The organism is Enterococcus bulliens, assembly GCF_053761865.1.
The window spans coordinates 45814-67859 of record NZ_JBSMXK010000003.1 but is presented as its reverse complement, the minus strand read 5'-3'; the positions used below and the strand labels follow the sequence as shown (position 1 = coordinate 67859).

Genomic DNA, 22046 nt, shown 5'->3' with positions numbered 1-22046 from the left:
TATGCAACAAGTACACAAACAATCTACACCAATCACGCCAGCTCCTTCGACATTTAAAACGTTATCAAAAATCAGTTTGCCAACGTTTATCGGGTTAACATTTGCACTAGTGGCAGGTCCTTATTATTCGACATTGACGGCGACAGGATGGAACATGTTTATCTATATGGCCATTGCAGCTTTATGTTTTGCCTTACCGATTGCGTTAATCTCAGGTGAATTTGGTACGACTTTTCCAGGAAGAGGCGGCCCAGAGCTATGGGTGAACAATACGTTAGGCCCTATGTGGGGATTTGTGACTTCTTGGTTGATTTGGGCAGCCATGTTTCCGTCGATGGTAGTAGTTGGAACTGGTTTTGCACCGATGCTTGCACTGTTGATCAAGCGCCCAGATTTAGTTGAAAATCCGCTTTGTACATTGATTGTCATTTTAGCTTTAGTTTGGTCGATGACGTTGTTAAACTTGAAATTTGATATGGCGAAAATCAATGGGAAGTTTGGGATATGGTTAGGACTTTATATTCCAGTATTGATGCTATTTTCTTTAGGATTGATTACCTTTATTAAATTTGGATTTTCATCACATAGTATTTTAGGTCCATTTTCAATGGATAAGTTACTGCCACAATCGTTGACGTCTGGTACAGGAATGTATTTTAGTGGCATCATCTTCGTTTTTTTAGGAATCGAGATGTCTTCGGTCTTCATTACGCGTTTAAATAACCCTTCAAAACAGTATTCTAAAGGAATCATTACCGCTTTGGTGATGCTGGCTTTGTTCTCATTGATCAATTCATTTTTGGTAGCCAATGTCATTCCAGCTGGCAAGATCCAATTGAATAATGGCGCGCAACCATTGCAAATTTTTGCAAATGAACTAGGATTACCGTATATTTTAGTCCAACTCTTTTGTTTGTTTTCTGTCATCAGTGTAGTCACCAATATGTCGACGTGGTTTGTCAGTGCGTCTAAAACCATTACACAAAGTGCGTTACAAGGTGATTTTCCACCAAAATTCAAGTTTTGGAAAACCAATCAATTCAACGCTTGTAAAAGTTTGTTGCTCGTACAAGCCGTAGCGATCTCGCTTTTAGCAGGAGCTTATGTTGTGATTCCAGGGATCAATAAAGTGTTTATCATTATCACCAATAGTGGTACGGTTTTATATTGTATGGCCTATTGCTTGATGGCGATTGGATTTATCTCTATGCGAAAACAAAACAAGGTGCAAGAACATCCATTTAGAATCGGGAAAAAAGGCAATGGGTTAGGATTCTTCATGGCAGGACTGCTGATCGCAACTGTCGTATTTGCGCTAACGATCACCTTTATCAATAATAATTTTTTGAATTTTATCTTTGTTGTGGTACTTGTAGCGAACTTGTTTGCCATCCCTTTGATCATTTATAAAGTAAAAAAACCTGCGTGGAAAGAAAATTTACCAAAATAAGATAGATAATGGTCAAGCCACAGCAGAAATGTTGTGGCTTTTCTTTTAGCAGAAAGAAGTAGAACATGGATCAAGAACAACTTTTTGTCTTAGAAAAATTGGGTGTGTTAGATTTTAACCAAAGGATAACAGGTTTAGCAGCTGTAACAAGTTATGCACAAAAGATTCGAACAGATCCAAAATGGACGCTTTTTGACCGTAGACTATGTTGGTATGTGTTGAAGTTAAGTTGGCAAATCGAAATGCCCTTGACGGTTAAAACAGCACGTGGATTAGCAATGGATATGAAAGTATCGACGAAATCAGAAGCAAAAGAACTAGGCTTGATATTGGAGTGGATCGAAGTGAAATTTCATATCAAGCCAGAGCTTCTGTTAAACGAATGGTGTAGTTGTATTCAAAATCGACAACAAACAGCACCTTATACGCAAAGATTAATGCATATGTTACATTCAGGACATTTTGAAAATCGCTTAGAACGAAAGATCTGGTGTCTCTGTGAGTGCATACAGACGTTACTGATAATGCAACAAAATGAACACACGTTTATTGCGCTACTTTATGATCCTGATTACCCTAAAGACACCTCATATGAAAGTGTCTTACTTGACTTGGCTTAGGTTGCGAAAATGTGTTATAGCGAACGGTTTAGTGATTACCTTACCACACACTCCACGTTAGGACTTTATTTAACTGAAACAGCGATAAAAATCACTGAAAATAAACCACTATGGCATGCGCCACTACACCGTGATTGGAGCCATTCTTTAGCACATGACATCGCACTATACAAACAACTATTGTCAGAACTTGATCGCTACCACCAACAATTTTTACAAACAACAACTATCCTTAATCCTCATTAAATGATGCGATCGTACGTAGAGGACCCATTTTGTTATAGGTCAACAAAAGACGAGCGATTTCAGCAGGTGATTCGACCATCCCGGTTTTGATCCAATATAAGATACTTTCTGCTTGTACATCAAATAAGACGATATCGATATAAGCTTTTGAGATCTCTGAAAATAACTGTCTAAATTGTTCGAGGTAACAGTCAAGTAGATAAGCCAGTAGATCATAAAGAGAAGGTATGGCACAGTTTAGTGATACGTTTAGGACAGTCGATACTACTGTAAATCAACTTGCGCAAACAACTCCAGCTATGACAGATGATCTAAATTCTTTAGTTGAAGGTAGTCGTCAACTTGAAGACGGCGTGAACACGTATACGAGTGGTGTCACTCAGTTGTCAGTAGGAACGAATCAACTGGCAACAGCTACTCCAGGTTTGCTAAGTGGTAGTGCGGCAATTGACACAGGGGATCACACATTTAAATCAGCAAATGCCGACTTTAGCTAAAGGCATAGATAGTCTCGCAAGCGAGACTGAGAAAGTTGCAAACGGTAGTCAGCAGCTAGTGACCAATAACCCTGCGCTAACACAAGGAGCTTCAAAACTTGTGACAGCTTCGACGCAACTTGTCGATGGTAGCCAAAAATTAGCTATAGGAAGTCAAAAATTGACTGCAGGAGAGACGACGTTGGTAGATGGTACAGCTACATTAGCGAAAAGTTTAAACTCAAATGGTCAAGACGTGACAAATAAAGCTAGTGTTTCAGATGAAACGATAGCCATGTTTACTACACCGATCACGTTAAAAAAGACAGAGTATAGCCATGTTAAAAACTATGGATCTGGTTTAGCGCCGTATTTTCTTTCAGTAGCATTGTTTGTAGGCGCTTTGGCCTTCAATGTGATCTATCCGATGGCAAAAGCGATCAAAAAACCAAATAAAACGTGGGAATTGTTTACTTCAAAATGGATATTGATGGTGATCTTTGCACTAAGTCAAGCGATGATCTTAGCGACAGTAATGTTGTTTGCGATGCACATTCAGCATCAAACGATTTTAGGATTTTATATCATGGCGATTGTTTCTTCACTTGCTTCGACTAGTTTAGTCACGTTGTTGAACGTAGCGTTTGGGACGATTGGAAAAGGGTTATCGATGGTGATGCTTATCTTACAACTTGGCTCAGCAGGCGGTACGTTTCCTTTAGATATAAGTAATTCATTTTATCAGTTTTTACACCCGTTATTTCCAATTACGTACAGTGTGATGGGATTAAGACAAGTCATTTCAGGTGGGATGCAAGCTCATGCATTTAGTCAAGCAGCTTTGGCGTTGGGGATGTATCTACTTGTCTTTAGTAGTTGTTTATACCTCGTATTTTGGCGTAAAATAAAAACCGATCGTTTAGAAACGGTAAAATAAAAAAATACACATCATCTTATTAGACGATGTGTATTTTTTTGCTTTACGATAATTTTTTGAAAAACGGCAACGTCAATAAACGTCTAGCTACGATAACGACCACACACGCTTTGATCGTATCTCCAGGAATAAATACGAGATTAGAAAGTAAGGCTTGGATGAGTGGCATGCCAGTCGTGAGTGTTAATCCAATCGAGCCCATGATGTCTACAAATAACACACCAGGCAGCCAAATTACCAAAAATTGTTTGATCACATTATGTGTAGTCAAAAAATTTGTTTGGTTTAAGCCGATCAAAGTTGCGCAAAAAAGCCAACTAACTAAGTAACCTACTGTAACACCGGCAAAAACGACGAGGCCGCCCGAACCACCAGATAAGATCGGAAAGCCTAATGCAACTAACACTAAAAATAGAAAAACAGTGAGGGTACCTCTTTTGGCACCTAGTAAAATTCCTGCAAGCATGATCCCTAAATTTTGGAAGACCAAAGGAACAGGTAAGATGCCTAGTGGGATGGGAGGGATGAAGCCTAAAATGATGATGATCGCAAGCATCATAGCGATTGCGGTAATGGTTCTTGTTTTCATAGTTGTGTAAACTCCTTCCTTTTGTTAACCTATTATATTATAATAGGTTAACAAAAGGAAGGGGAAATGAACGATGTCGATAAATTATGTGCAACAGATCTATGGAATACAACTAGATGAAGCTGGTAGATGTTGTCATTATCAAAAAGAAGAAGATGTCGTTGCGCTAAAATGCGGACGATGTCAAACATACTATGCGTGCTTTAAATGTCACGATGAATGGGAGACACATCGCTTTCATGCGATCGATCGAGCTGATCTTGCTCCGGTAATGTGTGGTGCTTGTCATCAAACACTGAGCTATGAACAATACCAAACACAGCGTTGTCTTTACTGCGCTCATGCATTTAATCCTGGATGTTCTCTTCATCACGAGATTTATTTCAAATAAAAAAGATACGTGATAGACGTATCTTTTTAGGCTTATTTAGATAAAAATACTGCAAACCATTGAGATAGATTCGTTGGATTGATCAGTGGATCAGGTGTTGTTGTGAGTTTTCCTTGGCTATAGCAATAGTAGATAAATAAAATCGCACAGACACCAAGCGTTTTTTCTACAGCACCGCCTGTCGTATACAGTGGAATGTGGTATTTAAATTTTGAGAGTGGCTTTAACCAATAGACACCGTTTCGACTAAAACTATCTTCTAAAATATGCAAAGTTGCACCAAAGGCTAGACAATAGCTCAAAGTCAAGGCATCGAATTTTACTGTGATCAACGCACTAATAAAAAATAATGCCAATGGGAAAAAAATCGTGTGGGTCAGCCCACGATGACCAAAGACGGCTTTGATGACGTTTGATAATCCAAGTGTTCGTTGCCCGATGACTGAATGAGGTTCATCGATATCTGGTAAGAGCACACCTAGATTGAGTAGTAGTACATTTGTCACATTCAGCGTGTTGGTTTGGGCCATGATTGGCAGCGCGATCGCATTGCTGACTAACAAGTGGTTCGTATATAACATAGTGATCTCCTTTATTCTTGTTAAGATAACTAGTTTAGCATAAAAAATAACATCGTGAAATATAATTTATAAAAGTAGCATGAAAAATAAATTCTAAGGATTTTTCGCTTTCCTTTTGCATCTTCATCTAAATAGCCTATAATGAACAAAAAGGAGGCGAAAATCATGTTTACGAAAAAAAATAAACGAAGTTTGATGTATTGGTCGCTTGAAATCTTAGTCTTGGCAACCTTGATCTTTGTATTAAGTAAAATCAATTTTTTATTTCAACCAATCGGTACGTTCTTTTCGACTTTGTTTATCCCAGTATTGATTGCAGGTTTTTTATTTTACGTACTTAATCCGATTGTGTTATTCATGACAAAGCGATTACACATCAAACGCATTCTAGCTATTGCTATTGTCTTTTTATTATTGATTGCAGCAATCGTTTTGATCATTATGACGGTCATTCCCAACTTGATCAATCAAATAGCACAATTGGCATCGAATATTCCAAACTTCATGAATGATGTCGAAGATTGGGCCACAAAGCTTGCACAAAGTGAAATGTTCAAAAAGTTTGATTTGATGGGTGAGTTAGAAAAATTGAATATTTCTTACGGTACACTGATCCAACGGTTTTTGAGCGGTCTTTCTAGTAGTCTTGGTTCGATTTTTAGTACGGTAGCCAGTGCGACGATCATTATTCTGACAGCACCATTTATTTTGTTTTACATGTTAAAAGACGGGGGAAAAATCGTTCCAAACGTAGAGAAAGTTTTTTCTAAAAAGCGTGGCGCTCAAATCGCTGAGTTACTTGGTCAAATGAATCAAACGTTGGCTAACTATATCAGTGGTCAAGTTATCGAATGTTTATTTGTAGGAACCTTTACCTTTTTAGGCTATTTTATTTTGGGGGTCGATTATGCATTCTTGTTTGGTGTAATTGCAGGATTGACGAATTTGATTCCTTATCTAGGTCCATATCTAGGCTTGATGCCTGCGGTTTTTGTTACGATTTTTAACGAACCGTTTAAAGCGTTGTTATGTTGTGTCGTCGTGTTGATCGTCCAACAGTTAGATGGTAATATCATTTATCCAAATGTGATTGGAAAGACGTTAAAAATCCATCCATTAACCATCATCATTGTCTTACTTGTAGCAGGCAATCTTGCAGGACTATTGGGGATCTTTTTAGGGGTTCCGTTTTATGCGATTTGTCGTACGGTGATTATTTTTGTGATTAAAATCATTAAAGAAACGAAAAAAGGGCCGTTAGAGATCGACACATAAGAAGATTTCGTTGCAAAGATTTTTGCTTTATGATACGATTTGAGCGTGGATTTATCCATGCTTTTTTTTTATAAAATGAACAAAACAGAATAAGGAGAGAATGCAACTATGAATGCTGACCCTGATAGTCAGTCGCTTTTAGCGCAAATTTTATTATTAGTTATCTTAACGTTGATCAATGCGTTTTTTGCTGCAGCCGAGATCTCGATGGTTTCGATCAACAAAAATCGAGTGGAACAAAAAGCCGAAGAAGGGAATATAAAGTCAAAAAAATTACTTAAAATATTGAATAATCCAACGAACTTTTTATCGACGATCCAAGTCGGGATTACTCTAGTCAATATTTTATCTGGTGCGGCGTTGGCCGAAAGTTTGACTGCAAAATTGACCCCAGTTTTAGGAACGGGTACAGCTGCGAGAAGTTTAGCTAATTTAATTGTATTAGCCGCTTTAACTTATGTATCTATCGTATTTGGAGAGTTGTATCCAAAACGAATCGCTTTAAATAAATCTGAAGAAGTTGCTCAAGCTACTTCAGGCGTCATTCGTGTGTTGGGTACAGTAATGACACCCTTTGTTTGGTTCTTATCTGCATCGACTTCGCTTTTATCTAAATTGACACCGATGAAGTTTGATGATGAGGATTCAAAAATGACGCGTGATGAGATGCGCTATATGCTTGAAACAGAAGGCGTCTTAGAAGATGATGAATTAGAAATGTTGCAAGGTGTCTTTTCTTTAGATACCAAAGTAGCACGAGAAGTGATGGTCCCAAGAACGGATGCGTTTATGATCGATATCAATGATCCAATGGAAGAAAGTTTAGAAGCCATGCTAGCGGAAAACTATTCTCGTATTCCTGTCTACAATGAAGATAAGGATAAGATCGTTGGTGTGATACACACTAAAAATTTACTAAAAGTCGCATTTCAAGTTGGGTTTGATCAATTGAACCTACAATCGATTTTACAAGAGCCGTTATTTGTTCCTGAGACGGTCTTTATCGATGATTTATTATATGAATTAAAACGAACACAAAATCAAATGGCGATCTTATTAGATGAATATGGTGGTGTCGTTGGGATTGTGACACTGGAAGATTTACTAGAAGAGATCGTTGGTGAAATCGATGACGAAACGGATGAAGTCGAGAATCTTTATGAAAAAATCAATGATCAAGAGTATCTGATCCAAGGACGGATGTTGATCGAAGACTTCAATGAAGTCTTTGAGACCACGTTGCATATGTCGGATGTCGATACGATGGCCGGCTATTTGATCACCGCACTTGGTACGATTCCAGACAAAGATGAAAAATTATCGTTTGAAATTGATCATTTGACCTTGATCACAGAAGAGATGGAAGGCAGTCGGGTATTAAAAATCCGTGTGATCTTTTCAAAGGATGAAGAAAAAGAAATCGAACCTGAAGAGGAACGTCGCTTTTTCAAAAAAGAATTTGATGATGATGAACCTCGTCGTTAAGAGAAGAAGCCGTGTGCTTCTTCTTTTTTTCGTCTTTATTTCATGCTATACTAAACCAGTTGTTACAATTAGATCGAGTAAAAAAAGGAGGATTGTACTCATTTTTTGAGTAAAACCTATATGAAAAACCCAAACTTACATGAACAAGTCGACAGTCGCCGCACTTTTGCGATTATTTCCCATCCGGATGCTGGGAAAACGACAATTACAGAGCAATTATTATTATTTGGTGGCGCGATTCGTCAAGCTGGTACCGTAAAAGGAAAAAAGACCGGTAATTTTGCAAAATCAGACTGGATGGAAATCGAGAAACAACGTGGGATCTCGGTAACCAGCTCAGTGATGCAATTTGATTATCAAAACAAACGAGTGAATATTTTGGATACTCCTGGGCATGAAGATTTTTCAGAAGATACGTATCGTACCTTGATGGCTGTCGATAGTGCGGTCATGGTGATCGATAGCGCAAAAGGGATCGAAGCACAAACGAAAAAATTATTCCAAGTTGTCAAAAAACGTGGAATCCCGATTTTTACCTTTATCAATAAATTGGACCGTGATGGTCGTGAACCACTTGAATTACTAGAAGAATTAGAAGACTTATTAAATATCGAATCGTATCCGATGAACTGGCCGATCGGGATGGGAAAAGGAATGGAAGGTCTTTATGATATCTTTAACGACCGCGTGGAATTGTATCGTCCTGAAAATTATGATGGTGATCGCTTAGTGGCACTTGATGAAAATGGTGAATTGCCGTCAACGCATAAGCTGACCGAAAATAGTGTCTACCAACAAGTACTAGAGGAAGTGGAACTATTAAAAGAAGCAGGAGATGAGTTTGATGTAGAGAAGATCACACGTGGTGAACAAACTCCAGTATTCTTTGGTTCGGCATTAACAAACTTTGGTGTGCAAACATTTTTAGAAACCTTTTTACAGTTTGCCCCAGCGCCACATAGCCATCCAACTGTTGATGGACAAGAAGTTAGTCCATACGAAGAAGATTTTTCAGGATTTGTCTTTAAGATCCAAGCCAATATGAATCCAGCCCATCGCGATCGTATCGCCTTTGTTAGAATCTGTTCAGGAACGTTTGAGCGTGGAATGGATGTCAACTTGCAACGTACAGGGAAAAAAGTAAAATTAAGTAACGTGACACAATTTATGGCAGATGCTCGTGAAAATATTGAAGAAGCTGTAGCAGGAGACATTATCGGGGTATATGATACCGGAACGTATCAAATCGGAGATACACTGACAGAAGGGAAACTAAAAGTCGAATACGAGGAATTACCTTCATTTACACCAGAATTGTTTATGAAAGTTACTGCTAAAAACGTAATGAAGCAAAAATCCTTCCATAAAGGGATCTATCAGCTAGTTCAAGAAGGTGCGATCCAATTATATAAAACCTATTTAGCTGATGAATACATTATTGGTGCGGTTGGACAGTTGCAATTTGAAGTCTTCCAGTACCGTATGCTAAATGAATACAATTCAGAAGTGATCATGACACCAATGGGCAATAAGATTGCACGATGGATCGATCCAGAAGACTTAGATGAACGAATGAGCTCAAGTCGTAATATTTTAGCGAAAGATCGTTTTGATCAACCTCTATTTTTATTTGAAAATCAATTTGCTGAACGTTGGTTTACTGAAAAATATCCTGAGGTTAAACTAAAAACACTACTATAAAAATAAAAACAGGCTCTTCTTTAAAGAAGAGCCTGTTTTTATTTTTGTATAGGAATCGAAAGTTCAACCAAGTGCGGTTCTTCAATGATGGTAAAATGTTCTGGATCAAATGTAGCCGAGGGCATTTTTTTGAAAAAATAATTTTTGATGTCACGAATTTCATTTTTCATAATTGCTCGTTTTTCATTGACCAATAAAATCTCATAATGCGTTGGTGCGACAGTATAGACGACGGTGATATCACCAGCCGTATAGACTTTCACCATCTCGGCATCCGTGCTTTCAAGTTGCTGCATGACCAGACGCGAATGGCTATTCGTTACATTGACTAACTTCATTACGCTTCACCTCGTTTTGATTGTGTCTAAATGATTCGCTTATATTCTATTACTATTATAATTTTTATTTAGAAAAAGGGAAGGAAAAAGATTTAAAAAGGCTAGATTTTCTAGCCTTTTTAAGCAGATCATGCTTCAGTGTCTAAAGAAGTATCTTTTTGCGCAATCTTGATCTCGCCATCTTCGGTTACATATGCCGTAAGTTGCGTAACACTTGGATGATCTAGGTAAAACTCAGCGATACTGTCTTCGATCGTATCTTGGATGGTGCGACGCAAGGGTCTAGCACCCATATTAGGATCATAGCCCAGATCGACTAATTTTTCTTTGACTTCCAATGGAACCTCTACATGCAAATGTTGCGCTTGTAGCAAGTCATTGACTTCGTCCAACATCAAATCAACGATCGTTACGAGCATCTCTTTGGTTAAGGCGTTGAACTCGATGATTCCGTCAAAGCGATTTAAAAATTCTGGAGTAAAGTAGTTTGGAAGCTGATTTAAAATCGAACGTTGTGTCCCAGCTAAACTAGCACCAAAACCAACACTTGCTTCAACGTTACCTGTGCCTGCATTACTTGTCATAATAATGATCGTATCTTTAAAGCTGACCGTACGCCCTTTGGCATCTGTCAAACGACCATCATCTAGAATTTGTAAAAACATATGCATCACGTCAGGATGCGCTTTTTCGATTTCATCTAAAAGGATCAAGCTGTAGGGATTTCGACGAACTTTTTCCGTTAATTGTCCTGCTTCTTCATATCCAACATATCCTGGAGGAGAACCGATCAATTTTGAGATGCTATGTTTTTCCATATATTCAGACATGTCAAAACGGATCATTGCATCTGTTGAACCAAATAGTTCATCAGCTAATTGTTTCGCCAGTTCGGTTTTTCCAACACCAGTTGGGCCGACAAATAAAAACGAACCGATTGGTCGATTTTTTTTGCCTAATCCGATGCGATTTCGTCGGATCGCTTTTGCCACCTTATCGACAGCATCATCTTGGCCGATCACTTGTTTTTTCAAATCATCCGCTAGATTTTTCAATTGTGTTTGCTCTTTTTCTTTTAATTCGCCGACTGGAATACCGGTCTGTAACTCGATCAACTGTTCCATCGTTTTTTCAGTAATGACAGGAATTTCTTCATCCGCTAATTGACGGTCTTTTAATGTTGTCAATCGATTGATTTGATCACGATAATAAGCAGCTTTTTCAAAGTCTTCTTCTTTAGAAGCTTTTTGTTTTTGTTCTTCTGCATCCGCTAATTTTTTCTCGATCGTTTTCGGATCAGCAAATTGGATCGTTAGATTTTCTTTTGAACCTGTTTCATCAAGTAAGTCGATTGCCTTATCTGGTAAAAAACGATCTTGGATATAGCGACTGGATAGTTCTGCCGCAGCACGAATCGCTTCTTCGGTATATTTGACATGATGGTAATCTTCGTATTTTGATTGAATCCCTTTTAATATCGTGATCGTTTCTTCTATAGAAGGTTCATCGACACGTACAGGTTGCATCCGGCGTTCTAAAGCCGCATCTTTTTCGATGATCCGATACTCATTTAGCGTTGTCGCACCAACTAATTGGATTTCACCACGCGCTAAAGCAGGTTTTAAAATATTTCCTGCATCTAGATTGCCATCACCTGTTGCACCAGCACCAACGATCTCATGGATTTCATCGATAAATAAGATCACTTGACCATTTTGCTTGATCTCATCCATCAGTTTTTGCATACGTTCTTCAAATTGACCACGAATACCAGTTCCTTGAACAAGTGAAGCAACGTCAAGTCGAATCACTTCTTTATCTAAAAGTTTTTGGGGTACTTCGTTGTTTACGATTTTTTGTGCCAATCCTTCAACGACAGCAGTTTTCCCGACACCGGGTTCACCGATCAAAACAGGATTATTTTTGTTGCGACGGTTTAAGATCTCGATCACACGCGCGATTTCACGATCACGACCAATGACTGGATCGATCTGGCCATCACGTGCAAGTTGTGTGATGTTGCTTCCATATTCTTCTAATAATCCTTTAGGACCATTTTTTCGTGGTGGTTGTCCATTGAACCCTGATTGTGTAGGTGGGGTTTGTTGAGTGTTTTCTTGTTCCATTCGTTGTGACATTTGTTTAAAGAAATCATCTAAATTTCCAAAGCCAAAAGGATCTTGTTGGGCCATACGTGCTCCTTGTTGTTGTTTGATTTTTTGATAGCAACTTTGACAATAGTCGATTTGTGTACGTTGCCCGTTGACCGTTGCATATAAATGAATTGTTGCTTCATTTTTACCACAGTTTTGACAAAGCATAGATTCACAACCTTTCATGAATAATGGCGCAATAAATGTCAAAGAAACGATTGACCAATATTGACCTTTAGAATTATTATACTGATTTTTTGAACAGACGCAAGTATTTGGATTTGTCTCATTTTTCGAATTTTTATTTGAAAAATTATGTAAAAATATTCTGTCTTTTTTCTTAATTTGGGCGGAAAAATCATAAATATCTTAGTAAAACGGTTGTCTAATAAGTCAAAAGATGGTAATCTAAACAATTGAAAGGGTTAACGTTTTTTTAATTACGAAAACCCTAACAAAAATATTATTCGTTGAATAAAGGAGATTGATTAATTATGGAAAAGAAAGAATTTCACGTAGTTGCTGAAACAGGGATCCACGCACGTCCAGCTACATTATTAGTACAAACAGCTAGCAAATTTAGCTCAGATGTAAACTTAGAATACAAAGGTAAATCTGTAAACTTGAAATCAATCATGGGCGTTATGTCTTTAGGTGTTGGTCAAGGTTCTGACGTTACAATCACTGCAGAAGGCGCAGACGAAGCAGACGCAATTGCTGCAATCGCTGAAACTATGCAAAAGGAAGGTTTATCTGAATAATGGTTGATATGCTAAAAGGAATTGCAGCTAGTGATGGCGTTGCCGTTGCAAAGGCGTACCTATTAGTTCAACCTGATTTATCGTTTTCTAAAGTAACTGTAGACGATACAGATGCTGAAGCAAAACGTTTGGATGATGCCTTATCAAAGTCAACTGAAGAATTACAATTTATCCGTGATAAAGCGGCACAAACTTTAGGTGAAGCGGAAGCACAAGTGTTTGATGCTCACTTAATGGTATTGAGCGATCCTGAGATGGTTGGACAAATCAAACAAAACATTTCAGATAACAAAGTCAATGCTGAATCAGCATTAACTGAAGTGACGAATATGTATATTGGGATGTTCGAAGCAATGGAAGATAATGCTTACATGCAAGAACGTGCTGCAGATATTCGCGACGTAACAAAACGCGTGTTAGCACACTTATTGCAAGTAACATTACCAAACCCTTCAATGATCAATGAAGAAGTAATCGTTGTCGCACACGATTTAACACCTAGTGATACAGCTCAGCTAGATCGCAATTTTGTTAAAGCGTTTGTAACTGATATCGGTGGCCGTACATCGCATTCTGCGATCATGGCTCGTTCTTTAGAAATTCCGGCAATCGTTGGAACAATGGAGATCACTGATAAAGTTGCGGCAAATCAAATGCTTGCAGTAAACGGAATCACAGGTGATGTGATCTTAGATCCTACTGAAGAGCAAAAAGCAGAGTTTATCGCTGCTGGTGACGCTTACGCTGCGCAAAAAGCAGAGTGGGAAAAACTAAAACATGCCAAAACAGTTACAGCTGATGGCAAACATTTTGAACTTGCAGCAAATATTGGAACACCTAAAGATTTAACAGGTGTAAACAATAATGGTGCTGAAGCAGTGGGATTGTATCGTACAGAATTCTTATACATGGATTCTCCAGATTTTCCTACTGAAGAAGATCAATATGTAGCTTACAAAGCGGTATTAGAAGGTATGGACGGTAAACCGGTTGTGGTACGTACAATGGATATCGGTGGGGATAAAGAGTTACCATACTTGACATTACCACACGAGATGAATCCTTTCTTAGGATATCGCGCACTACGTATCAGCTTGTCTAGCTTAGGTGAAGACATGTTCCGTACGCAATTACGTGCGCTGCTACGTGCTTCTGTACACGGTAATTTACGTATTATGTTCCCAATGGTCGCAACAATGGGCGAGTTTCGTTCTGCGAAAGCTCTTTATAACGAAGAGCGCCAAAAATTAATCGATGAAGGTGTTGCAGTAGCAGACCACATCGAAGTAGGGATCATGATCGAAATTCCAGCAGCAGCTGTAATTGCAGACAAATTTGCTAAAGAAGTTGACTTCTTTAGTATTGGAACAAATGATTTGATCCAATATACTATGGCAGCGGACCGTATGAACGAACGCGTTTCTTACCTATATCAACCATACAATCCTTCAATCTTACGTCTGATCAAACACGTTGTGGAATCAGCGCATAAAGAAGGTAAATGGGCTGGTATGTGTGGAGAAATGGCTGGAGATCAAACAGCAGTTCCACTACTTATGGGAATTGGTTTAGACGAATTTTCAATGAGCGCAACGTCTATTTTGAAAACGCGTAGCTTAATGAAACGTTTAGATACGACCAAAATGAAAGAATTAGCAGATCGTGCGTTGAACGATTGTGATACGATGGAAGAAGTAGAAGCATTAGTTGCGGAATACTTGGCTTAATTCAAAGTTAAAAGAGCGGCTTTCTTTACAGAAAGTCGTTCTTTTTTTACATAAAACACGAAGAATCCTTCATAAGTCCTACGTACAATCAAGTGAGCTATGCTATAATGAACAGTGAGCATTCTCCTTGTGTGAGAATCAACCTGAAATTAGGAAGGAAATCATATGCTTAAGATCACAATGTTTTCAAAAGCAGATAAAGTAAAAGGACAAGGAGTAGGAAGTGCATATATTGAATTGATCAATATGCTGAATGAACGCTTTAAAAATGAATTTTTGATCAACATCAATACTTGGAATAAAGCCGATATTTCGCATTATCATACCGTAAATTTTCCTTTTTATTTATCTACGTTTTTTAAAAAGCAACGTGGCGTAAGAATTGGCTATGTTCATTTCTTGCCAGAGACGTTAAAAGGCAGTATCGAACTATTTGCACCTTTTCAAAAGATATTTGAGTGGTACGTGTTAGATTTTTATCGACGAATGGATGAATTAGTGGTCGTAAATCCTAGTTTTATTCCAGAATTAGTCAAAGCAGGCTGTCCTGAAGAAAAAATCACGTATATCCCTAATTTTGTATCCAATACGGTATTTTATGAAAAGACAGCCAGCGAAAAAGAAGCATTGCGCCAAAAATACGGTTTTTCAGATACGCAGTTTATTGTTTTAGGTGTAGGCCAAATCCAAAAACGAAAAGGGTTAGATGATTTTATTCAACTGGCCAAAGATAATCCAGATATAATCTTTGTCTGGGCCGGTGGCTTTTCTTTTGGTAAAATGACAGACGGTTATGAAGAGTATGAAAAAGTCTATAAACACCCACCTCAGAACCTGATTTTTCCAGGGATCATCGAGCGTGAGGAATTGGTGGACTATTATAATTTATGTGACGTATTTCTACTGCCTTCTTATAATGAATTGTTTCCGATGAGCATTTTAGAAGCGTTCAATTGTGGAACACCGGTGATGGTTAGAGAATTAGAATTGTATCAGTCGGTCATCAAAGACTATTATATTGGATGCCAAGATCGATCAGATATGCAAGAAGCGTTACGTCGTTTCAAAGATGAGCCTGCATTATTGGATGCTTTTGAAGAAAAATCACGACAAGCCGCACGTTATTATTCCAAAGAACACGTTGCGCAAATTTGGTATGAGTACTATACGAAAATGATGGAAACATACCGTAAATCGAATTAAGAGTCGGAGGGAGAAGAGTTGAAGGTTGGATTTTTTACAGACACCTATTTTCCACAAGTTAGTGGTGTGGCCACTTCGATCAAAACATTAAAAGACCAGCTCGAAGCAAATGGTCACCAAGTGTATATTTTTACGACTACTGATCCGCATGCACCAAAGTTTGAAGAAGGCGTGATTCGCATGCCAAGTGTACCTTTTGTTTCATTTAAAGATCGTCGAATCGTAGTTAGAGGGATGTGGTATGCGTATTTGATCGCCAAAGAATTGCAACTTGATCTGATTCATACACATACTGAGTTTGGTACTGGTATTTTAGGGAAAATGGTGGGGAAAAAATTGAAAATACCGGTAGTCCATACGTATCACACGATGTATGAAGATTACTTACATTACGTAGCAAAGGGAAAAGTCTTACGGCCAGCGCATGTCAAATATTTTTCACGTCTATTTGTCAATCATTCGACTGGCGTTGTCTGCCCGAGTGAACGTGTGATCAAGACATTGCGTGAATATGGGGTTTCCATTCCAATGCGGATCATTCCGACAGGGATCGAGATTGAGCGGTTTAAGCGTCCAGATATTACGCTATCTATGAAAACACAACTTCGAACAACGTTAGGTCTGACAAGTCAGCATATTATGTTGTTGTCGTTAAGCCGCTTATCGTATGAAAAAAATATTCAAGCAATCTTACATGGTATGCCCGAAATATTAGCCGCTAATCCGCTTATTCGTCTCGTGATCGTTGGTGATGGACCTTATAAAAGCCACTTAGAAGAGATCATTGCGACTTATGGTATTGAAGATTCGATTATTTTTGTAGGTGAGGTTCCAAACAAAGAAGTTGCGCTTTATTATCATGCAGCAGATTATTTTGTGAGCACGTCGACCTCGGAAACACAAGGGTTGACGTATACCGAAGCGATGGCGGCTGGGTTGCCACTAATAGTAGAAGGAAATGATTATTTAAATCATTTGATCGATGATGAAAGCTTAGGGACGACGTTTGCTACTGATGCGGATTTTTCCCAAACGGTGCTAGATTATATCAAACGAAAACTTCCAGCTCAGCCAGAAATTTGCCAACGAAAATTACACGAAATTTCAGCAGAACAATTCGGACAAGCGATGATCCATTTTTATCAAGATATGATTGCGTTAAAACAAAAAGAACGAACTGTAGAGACTAAAGAAATCGCGATGAAAAAGATCAAGTTTAAATTAAGTAGTTCGAAACGATCCGGAGAATAATAATGTGAAACACTACGTGACCAGTGGTATACTGATAGCGTAGTGTTTATTTTTGGAGGGATGAAAATGAAGATTGGATTTATTGGAACAGGCGTTATGGGACAAGCGATGGCACAACATTTACTCGATGCAGGACACGAATTATTTGTCTTCAACCGTACAAAAGAAAAGACAGATCAACTCGTTACGAACGGTGCGATTTGGTGTGAAACGCCGCAAAAAATCAGCCAAGTAGCAGAGATTATTTGTACGATGGTGGGATATCCACAAGATGTCGAAGAGATTTATTATGGTGAACAAGGTATTTTTGCTAGTGATCTTACAGAAAAGTTATTGATCGATTTTACAACGAGTACGCCCAAACTAGCTGAAAAAATCGCGCAAAATGCCAAAAAAGTTGGTGCCCAAAGCTTGGATGCACCTGTGTCTGGTGGTGATCTAGGTGCGAAAAATGCGACCTTGACGATCATGGTCGGTGGCGAACAATCGGCATTTGAACGCGCGCTGCCTTTGTTTAAACAAATCGGAAAAACTTATCAACTCCACGGAACAGCAGGAAAAGGTCAGCATACAAAAATGGCCAATCAAATCATGATCGCGGGCACGATGACAGGAATGACGGAAATGTTAGTCTATGCCAATCGTGCAAATCTAGATTTGGAGAAAGTCGTTGAAACATTAGGCGGTGGGAGTGCCAGTAACTGGTCGATGTTAAATTACGGTCCGCGTATTTTAAAAGAAGATTACACACCAGGATTTTTCGTGAAGCATTTTATTAAAGATTTAAAAATTGCACTAGATGAAGCCAAACGTATGAAACTTGAATTACCGGCTACCGCTCTAGCAACTAGCCTCTACGAACAGCTTGTGGACAAAGGTTTTGAAAATGATGGGACACAAGCGCTCATTAAACTCTATTGGCCAGACGGAAAAAAATAAGAAATGGCTGATTTTTTTGTCAAAATCAATGCAAGATAGCGTTGATTCTGTTACAATGTAACAGAAACGAGGAAAGGGAGGATTGCTGAATGAAAAGTTCGCAATTAGTCGCGATTATTAGACGTCTCGAAGCGATGATTGAAGCGCAAGATAATGAAGTACAAGTACGCCGTTTTGAAAAAGAAGGCGTTGAAAAGTGTACGGTAACGTATGACCGCACAACTGAAACATTTGAATTAACAGAAGCTGCATCGAATCAACCATATCAATTTGATAATGTAGATATCGTAGCAATGGAAATTTATGATTTAATTCAATAAAAGAAAAAAAGAAAATGAGCAAGCTAAGCGAACTCGTTTTCTTTTTTTTTATCAAAAAATAAAGAATAGCTGTTTTTTTGTGCTGCTTTCTGAAAAAATAAAAAAACTACTTGCATTTTCTCTTTCTGTAATTTATAGTTTGATTATCAAATCATTTGATAATCAAACTATCCGGGTGGCGAAGTCATGAGTGAAAACTTTGAACAAATTAATGATCTTCTAGTTGAAGTATTCAATGATATCTTGGTCATTGAAGAGTCAGAATTAAAAAAATCACAATTTAATGACTTGTCGATCACTGAAATGCATACGATTGAAGCTGTGGGCATGTATAAAAAGAAAACGACCACAGAAGTTGCGCGTGAACTATCGGTTACAGTAGGTACGCTTACGATTGCCGTCAATCGTTTAGTCAAAAAAGGATATGTCGAACGAATTCGTAGTGAAGACGATCGACGTGTGGTTAAATTAGGTTTGACGAAAAAAGGAAAATTGCTTTACCGTGTTCATCAACATTTTCACCGCGAAATGATTCGCTCTGTCGTAAAGGGAATGGATAAAGATGAAGTTTCAGCGTTATTACAAGCGCTAGATAGCTTGCATAAATTTTTGCAAGAATACAAGTGAGTGGACGAAATGACGAAATATGGACGAATCGTGGCGAGTGCTAGTTATACACCAGAACAGATTGTCACAAATGATGATCTAGCGCAAAAAATGGATACTAGTGACGAGTGGATCTATTCTCGAACTGGGATCAAGCAACGCCATATTGCTACAACAGAAAATACTTCTGATTTGTGTATAAAAGTGGCCGAAAAACTACTTGATGAAGCAAATCTAACACCCGATGCTCTCGATTTTATTATTGTAGCGACCATGTCACCTGATTTTCAGACTCCCTCTGTGGCGAGTATGGTGCAAGGAGCGGTAGGAGCAACAAAAGCATTTGCTTTTGATATGAGTGTTGCGTGTTCTGGTTTTGTCTATGGTTTGTCGATTGCCGACAAATTGATTCAAGGCGGAGCAACCTGCGGATTAGTTATCGGTGGGGAAGTATTATCAAAAATGATCGACTGGCAAGATCGCTCAACTGCAGTGTTGTTTGGTGATGGAGCTGGTGGGATCGTGTTAAAAGCAAGTACGCAAAAAATGATTTTAATCGATGACCTACATTCAGATGGGACACGTTTTGATGCGTTGACTTCTGGCTGTGTCACAACAGATAATCAATTAAAACAAGCCAAACAATTGTCTCCGTTACAAATGAATGGCCGTGCGATCTTTGATTTTGCAACTCGTGAAGTAATGGCTTCGACGAAGGCGATGCTAGGTGACCAACTGGCTTCTGTCGATTACTTTTTATTGCATCAAGCCAATTCACGTATCTTAGATATTTTCGCACGTAAATTAAAAGTACCAAGAGAACGTTTTTTACAAAACATGCAAAATTATGGAAATACATCGGCAGCGACTATTCCATTATTATTGGATGAGGCAATCAAAGTGGGCACCATCACGCTTGGTAGTCAACAAAAAATAGTGATGACTGGTTTTGGCGGTGGATTAACTTGGGGTAACTTATTACTCGAAGTATAAAAAATAAAACAAACAATATTTGGAGGAATTATTCATGGTATTCGAAAAAATTCAAGCAATCGTAGCAGAAGAGTTAGGTAAAGAAAAAGACGAGATCCAATTAACAACAAACATTCAAGAAGATCTAGAAGCAGATAGCTTAGATTTGTTCCAAATCATCAACGAAATCGAAGATGAATTTGACGTGAAAATCGAAACTGAAGATGGAATCAAAACAGTTGAAGATTTAGTGAAATACGTAGAAGCACAACAAGCATAATACATGAGAGGCTGGGCGAAAGCCTGGCTTTTCTTATTGGAAAGAGAAAGGGGAATATTCATGTCAACTGCCTTTTTATTCAGCGGTCAAGGCGCACAATATGAGGGAATGGGAAAAGAACTCTACGAAGCATATCCAGTTGTTCGCGAGACATTTGATGAAGCAAGTGATACGTTAGGCTATGACGTTGCCGCGTTATGTTTTGAACCAAATGATCGTTTGAATTTAACTGAATATACACAACCTGCTATTTTGACCGTGAGTACAGCCTTTTTAAGGGCAGCCAACCAAGAAGGGTTACATCCAGATGCTGTGTTGGGACTAAGTTTAGGTGAATATACGGCACTTGTCGCAAGTGGGGCATTACCATTTGCCACTGCAGTAGATCTTGTGAAAAAACGTGGACGATTTATGACACAAGCCGCACCATTTGGATCGGGTAAAATGGTCGCTGTGATGAATGTAGCAGTCGAAGAGATCGAAAAATCGTGTCAAGAAGCTAGCGAAATGACCGGAAAAATCGTCGTGCCTGCGAATTACAATACACCACAACAGATCGTTATTGGTGGCGAAGTCGAAGCTGTCGATCAAGCAGTAGTATTGTTACAAGAAAAAGGTGTTCGCCGCATGATCCCCCTAAACGTTAGCGGACCATTCCATACACCAATCTTAGCGCCAGCGGCAACACAACTGGCACAAGAACTCGCGCAAATCGAATTTTCAGAAATGAAGCTTCCAGTTATCGCCAATACAACGGCTAAAGTGATGAAACAAGATCAAATCAAAGAATTGTTAGAACGCCAAGTGATGTCACCTGTTCGTTTTTACGAAAGTATTGCGACGTTACAAGATTTAGGTGTTACCAATTATATCGAAGTTGGTCCAGGAAAAGTCTTAAGTGGCTTCTTGAAAAAAATCGATAAAACACTAGTCAGTGAGCGAATCGAAGATCAAGAAACATTGAAACAAACATTAGAAGTATTTCAATAGGAGGTTTCCATGGAATTACAAGGAAAGAATGCATTCATTACAGGGAGTACACGCGGTATTGGTTTAGAAATCGCCAAAGCGTTTGCTAAAGAAGGAATGAATATCGTATTAAATGGACGTGGAGCAGTTTCTGAAGAACTAATCGCAGAAATTATCGCTCATGGCGTAAACTGTGTAGCCGTTTCAGGCGATATCTCAGATTTTGAATCAGCTGGTCGTATGATCAATGAAGCCGAAGAAAAATTAGGCAAACTAGCTATTTTGGTCAATAATGCAGGAATTACCAATGATAAATTGATGTTACGTATGTCAAGTGAAGACTTTGAACAAGTAATCAAAGTCAATCTGACAGGCACGTTTAATATGACCCAACATGTTTTGAAAAAATTTATGAAACAACGTGAAGGGGCCATCATCAACTTATCAAGTGTTTCTGGTTTGATGGGAAATGTCGGACAAGCGAACTATGCAGCGAGTAAAGCAGGTGTCATTGGATTTACCAAAACAATAGCGCGTGAAGCGGCACCTCGTGGCATTACATGTAACGCGATCGCACCAGGCTTTATTAAAACAGATATGACTGATGTATTATCTGATAAAGTCAAAGAGCAAATGTTACAAACGATTCCGTTACAAGCATTTGGTTCAGTAGAAGCTGTTGCAGATACTGCTGTCTTTTTAGCAAAAAATTCATATATCACAGGCCAAGTTATCAATGTCGATGGCGGCCTAGTCATGAACGGATAGAAAAGGAG

24 protein-coding genes are annotated in these 22046 nt (G+C 38.6%); 20 read left to right on the top strand and 4 right to left on the bottom strand.

What is annotated here, in order from left to right; genetic code table 11:
• Nucleotide 1: 1 nt before the first annotated feature.
• From ACWOEC_RS02585 to ACWOEC_RS02565, 5 genes are all read left to right on the top strand, one after another.
• Entirely contained in the window at nucleotides 2-1450 is a 1449-nt protein-coding gene (locus tag ACWOEC_RS02585) for an amino acid permease (protein ID WP_455305739.1), read from the top strand.
• Between the two features lie 65 nt (nucleotides 1451-1515).
• Nucleotides 1516-2070 carry a hypothetical protein gene (locus ACWOEC_RS02580; protein WP_455305737.1) on the top strand — a complete coding sequence of 185 codons (555 nt, stop codon included), beginning with the start codon at nucleotides 1516-1518 and terminating at the stop codon, nucleotides 2068-2070.
• Nucleotides 2071-2079: 9 nt separating this feature from the next.
• Nucleotides 2080-2316: a hypothetical protein gene (locus ACWOEC_RS02575; protein WP_455305735.1), complete on the top strand. Its 237-nt coding sequence runs from the start codon at nucleotides 2080-2082 to the stop codon at nucleotides 2314-2316.
• A gap of 227 nt (nucleotides 2317-2543) precedes the next feature.
• Nucleotides 2544-2813, top strand: coding sequence for a hypothetical protein (locus ACWOEC_RS02570; protein WP_455305733.1), 270 nt, complete (start codon nucleotides 2544-2546; stop codon nucleotides 2811-2813).
• Nucleotides 2755-3729: a YhgE/Pip family protein gene (locus ACWOEC_RS02565; RefSeq protein WP_455305731.1), complete on the top strand. Its 975-nt coding sequence runs from the start codon at nucleotides 2755-2757 to the stop codon at nucleotides 3727-3729. Before ACWOEC_RS02570 ends, ACWOEC_RS02565 begins: the two co-directional genes overlap by 59 nt.
• A 43-nt stretch (nucleotides 3730-3772) precedes the next feature.
• Here ACWOEC_RS02565 and ACWOEC_RS02560 read toward each other — a convergent pair whose 3' ends face one another.
• Nucleotides 3773-4318 carry a biotin transporter BioY gene (locus tag ACWOEC_RS02560; protein ID WP_455305729.1) on the bottom strand — a complete coding sequence of 182 codons (546 nt, stop codon included), beginning with the start codon at nucleotides 4316-4318 and terminating at the stop codon, nucleotides 3773-3775.
• A 73-nt stretch (nucleotides 4319-4391) separates the two neighbouring features.
• Here ACWOEC_RS02560 and ACWOEC_RS02555 point away from each other — a divergent pair, with 73 nt between their 5' ends.
• Complete coding sequence (locus tag ACWOEC_RS02555) at nucleotides 4392-4709, top strand: CHY zinc finger protein (RefSeq protein WP_455305727.1); 318 nt, start codon at nucleotides 4392-4394, stop codon at nucleotides 4707-4709.
• Between the two features lie 32 nt (nucleotides 4710-4741).
• On the opposite strand, the gene ACWOEC_RS02550 is transcribed toward ACWOEC_RS02555, so the two are convergent.
• Entirely contained in the window at nucleotides 4742-5290 is a 549-nt protein-coding gene (locus ACWOEC_RS02550; protein WP_455305725.1) for a metal-dependent hydrolase, read from the bottom strand.
• Nucleotides 5291-5455: 165 nt separating this feature from the next.
• Here ACWOEC_RS02550 and ACWOEC_RS02545 point away from each other — a divergent pair, with 165 nt between their 5' ends.
• The 3 genes from ACWOEC_RS02545 (at nucleotide 5456) to ACWOEC_RS02535 (ending at nucleotide 9751) form a co-directional block, all read left to right on the top strand.
• Nucleotides 5456-6565, top strand: a complete 1110-nt coding sequence (locus ACWOEC_RS02545) for an AI-2E family transporter (protein WP_455305723.1) — start codon at nucleotides 5456-5458, stop codon at nucleotides 6563-6565.
• Between the two features lie 108 nt (nucleotides 6566-6673).
• Nucleotides 6674-8050, top strand: coding sequence for a hemolysin family protein (locus ACWOEC_RS02540; protein WP_455305721.1), 1377 nt, complete (start codon nucleotides 6674-6676; stop codon nucleotides 8048-8050).
• A gap of 120 nt (nucleotides 8051-8170) precedes the next feature.
• Nucleotides 8171-9751, top strand: coding sequence for a peptide chain release factor 3 (locus tag ACWOEC_RS02535; protein WP_455305902.1), 1581 nt, complete (start codon nucleotides 8171-8173; stop codon nucleotides 9749-9751).
• Nucleotides 9752-9789: 38 nt separating this feature from the next.
• On the opposite strand, the gene ACWOEC_RS02530 is transcribed toward ACWOEC_RS02535, so the two are convergent.
• Nucleotides 9790-10089 carry a DUF1827 family protein gene (locus ACWOEC_RS02530; RefSeq protein WP_297079014.1) on the bottom strand — a complete coding sequence of 100 codons (300 nt, stop codon included), beginning with the start codon at nucleotides 10087-10089 and terminating at the stop codon, nucleotides 9790-9792.
• A gap of 128 nt (nucleotides 10090-10217) precedes the next feature.
• Entirely contained in the window at nucleotides 10218-12410 is a 2193-nt protein-coding gene (locus tag ACWOEC_RS02525; protein WP_455305719.1) for an AAA family ATPase, read from the bottom strand.
• A gap of 326 nt (nucleotides 12411-12736) precedes the next feature.
• On the opposite strand from ACWOEC_RS02525, the gene ACWOEC_RS02520 reads away from it, so the two are divergent.
• From ACWOEC_RS02520 to fabG, 11 genes are all read left to right on the top strand, one after another.
• The gene (locus ACWOEC_RS02520; RefSeq protein WP_297079019.1) at nucleotides 12737-13003 is read left to right on the top strand and encodes a phosphocarrier protein HPr; all 267 of its coding nucleotides are present in this window, start codon (nucleotides 12737-12739) and stop codon (nucleotides 13001-13003) included.
• A complete protein-coding gene (gene ptsP, locus ACWOEC_RS02515; protein ID WP_297079021.1) occupies nucleotides 13003-14730 on the top strand; it encodes a phosphoenolpyruvate--protein phosphotransferase in 1728 nt (575 codons plus the stop codon). The genes ACWOEC_RS02520 and ptsP overlap by 1 nt, the downstream gene beginning before the upstream one ends.
• A 165-nt stretch (nucleotides 14731-14895) precedes the next feature.
• Nucleotides 14896-15933: a glycosyltransferase family 4 protein gene (locus tag ACWOEC_RS02510; RefSeq protein ID WP_455305716.1), complete on the top strand. Its 1038-nt coding sequence runs from the start codon at nucleotides 14896-14898 to the stop codon at nucleotides 15931-15933.
• A gap of 18 nt (nucleotides 15934-15951) precedes the next feature.
• Nucleotides 15952-17184, top strand: a complete 1233-nt coding sequence (locus tag ACWOEC_RS02505) for a glycosyltransferase family 4 protein (RefSeq protein WP_455305714.1) — start codon at nucleotides 15952-15954, stop codon at nucleotides 17182-17184.
• A 66-nt stretch (nucleotides 17185-17250) separates the two neighbouring features.
• Entirely contained in the window at nucleotides 17251-18123 is an 873-nt protein-coding gene (locus ACWOEC_RS02500; protein WP_455305712.1) for an NAD(P)-dependent oxidoreductase, read from the top strand.
• Between the two features lie 89 nt (nucleotides 18124-18212).
• The gene (locus ACWOEC_RS02495; RefSeq protein WP_297079029.1) at nucleotides 18213-18443 is read left to right on the top strand and encodes a YkuJ family protein; all 231 of its coding nucleotides are present in this window, start codon (nucleotides 18213-18215) and stop codon (nucleotides 18441-18443) included.
• A gap of 186 nt (nucleotides 18444-18629) precedes the next feature.
• On the top strand, nucleotides 18630-19070 hold the full coding sequence (gene fabT / locus ACWOEC_RS02490) for a fatty acid biosynthesis transcriptional regulator FabT (RefSeq protein WP_455305710.1): 441 nt from the start codon (nucleotides 18630-18632) through the stop codon (nucleotides 19068-19070).
• A gap of 9 nt (nucleotides 19071-19079) precedes the next feature.
• Nucleotides 19080-20042 (top strand): beta-ketoacyl-ACP synthase III, encoded by a 963-nt coding sequence (locus tag ACWOEC_RS02485; protein ID WP_455305901.1) that lies wholly within the window; start codon nucleotides 19080-19082, stop codon nucleotides 20040-20042.
• A 34-nt stretch (nucleotides 20043-20076) separates the two neighbouring features.
• Nucleotides 20077-20301: an acyl carrier protein gene (locus tag ACWOEC_RS02480; protein ID WP_016185683.1), complete on the top strand. Its 225-nt coding sequence runs from the start codon at nucleotides 20077-20079 to the stop codon at nucleotides 20299-20301.
• Nucleotides 20302-20361: 60 nt separating this feature from the next.
• Complete coding sequence (gene fabD, locus ACWOEC_RS02475) at nucleotides 20362-21291, top strand: ACP S-malonyltransferase (RefSeq protein ID WP_455305708.1); 930 nt, start codon at nucleotides 20362-20364, stop codon at nucleotides 21289-21291.
• A 9-nt stretch (nucleotides 21292-21300) separates the two neighbouring features.
• Entirely contained in the window at nucleotides 21301-22038 is a 738-nt protein-coding gene (gene fabG / locus ACWOEC_RS02470) for a 3-oxoacyl-[acyl-carrier-protein] reductase (RefSeq protein WP_455305706.1), read from the top strand.
• Nucleotides 22039-22046: the final 8 nt, after the last annotated feature.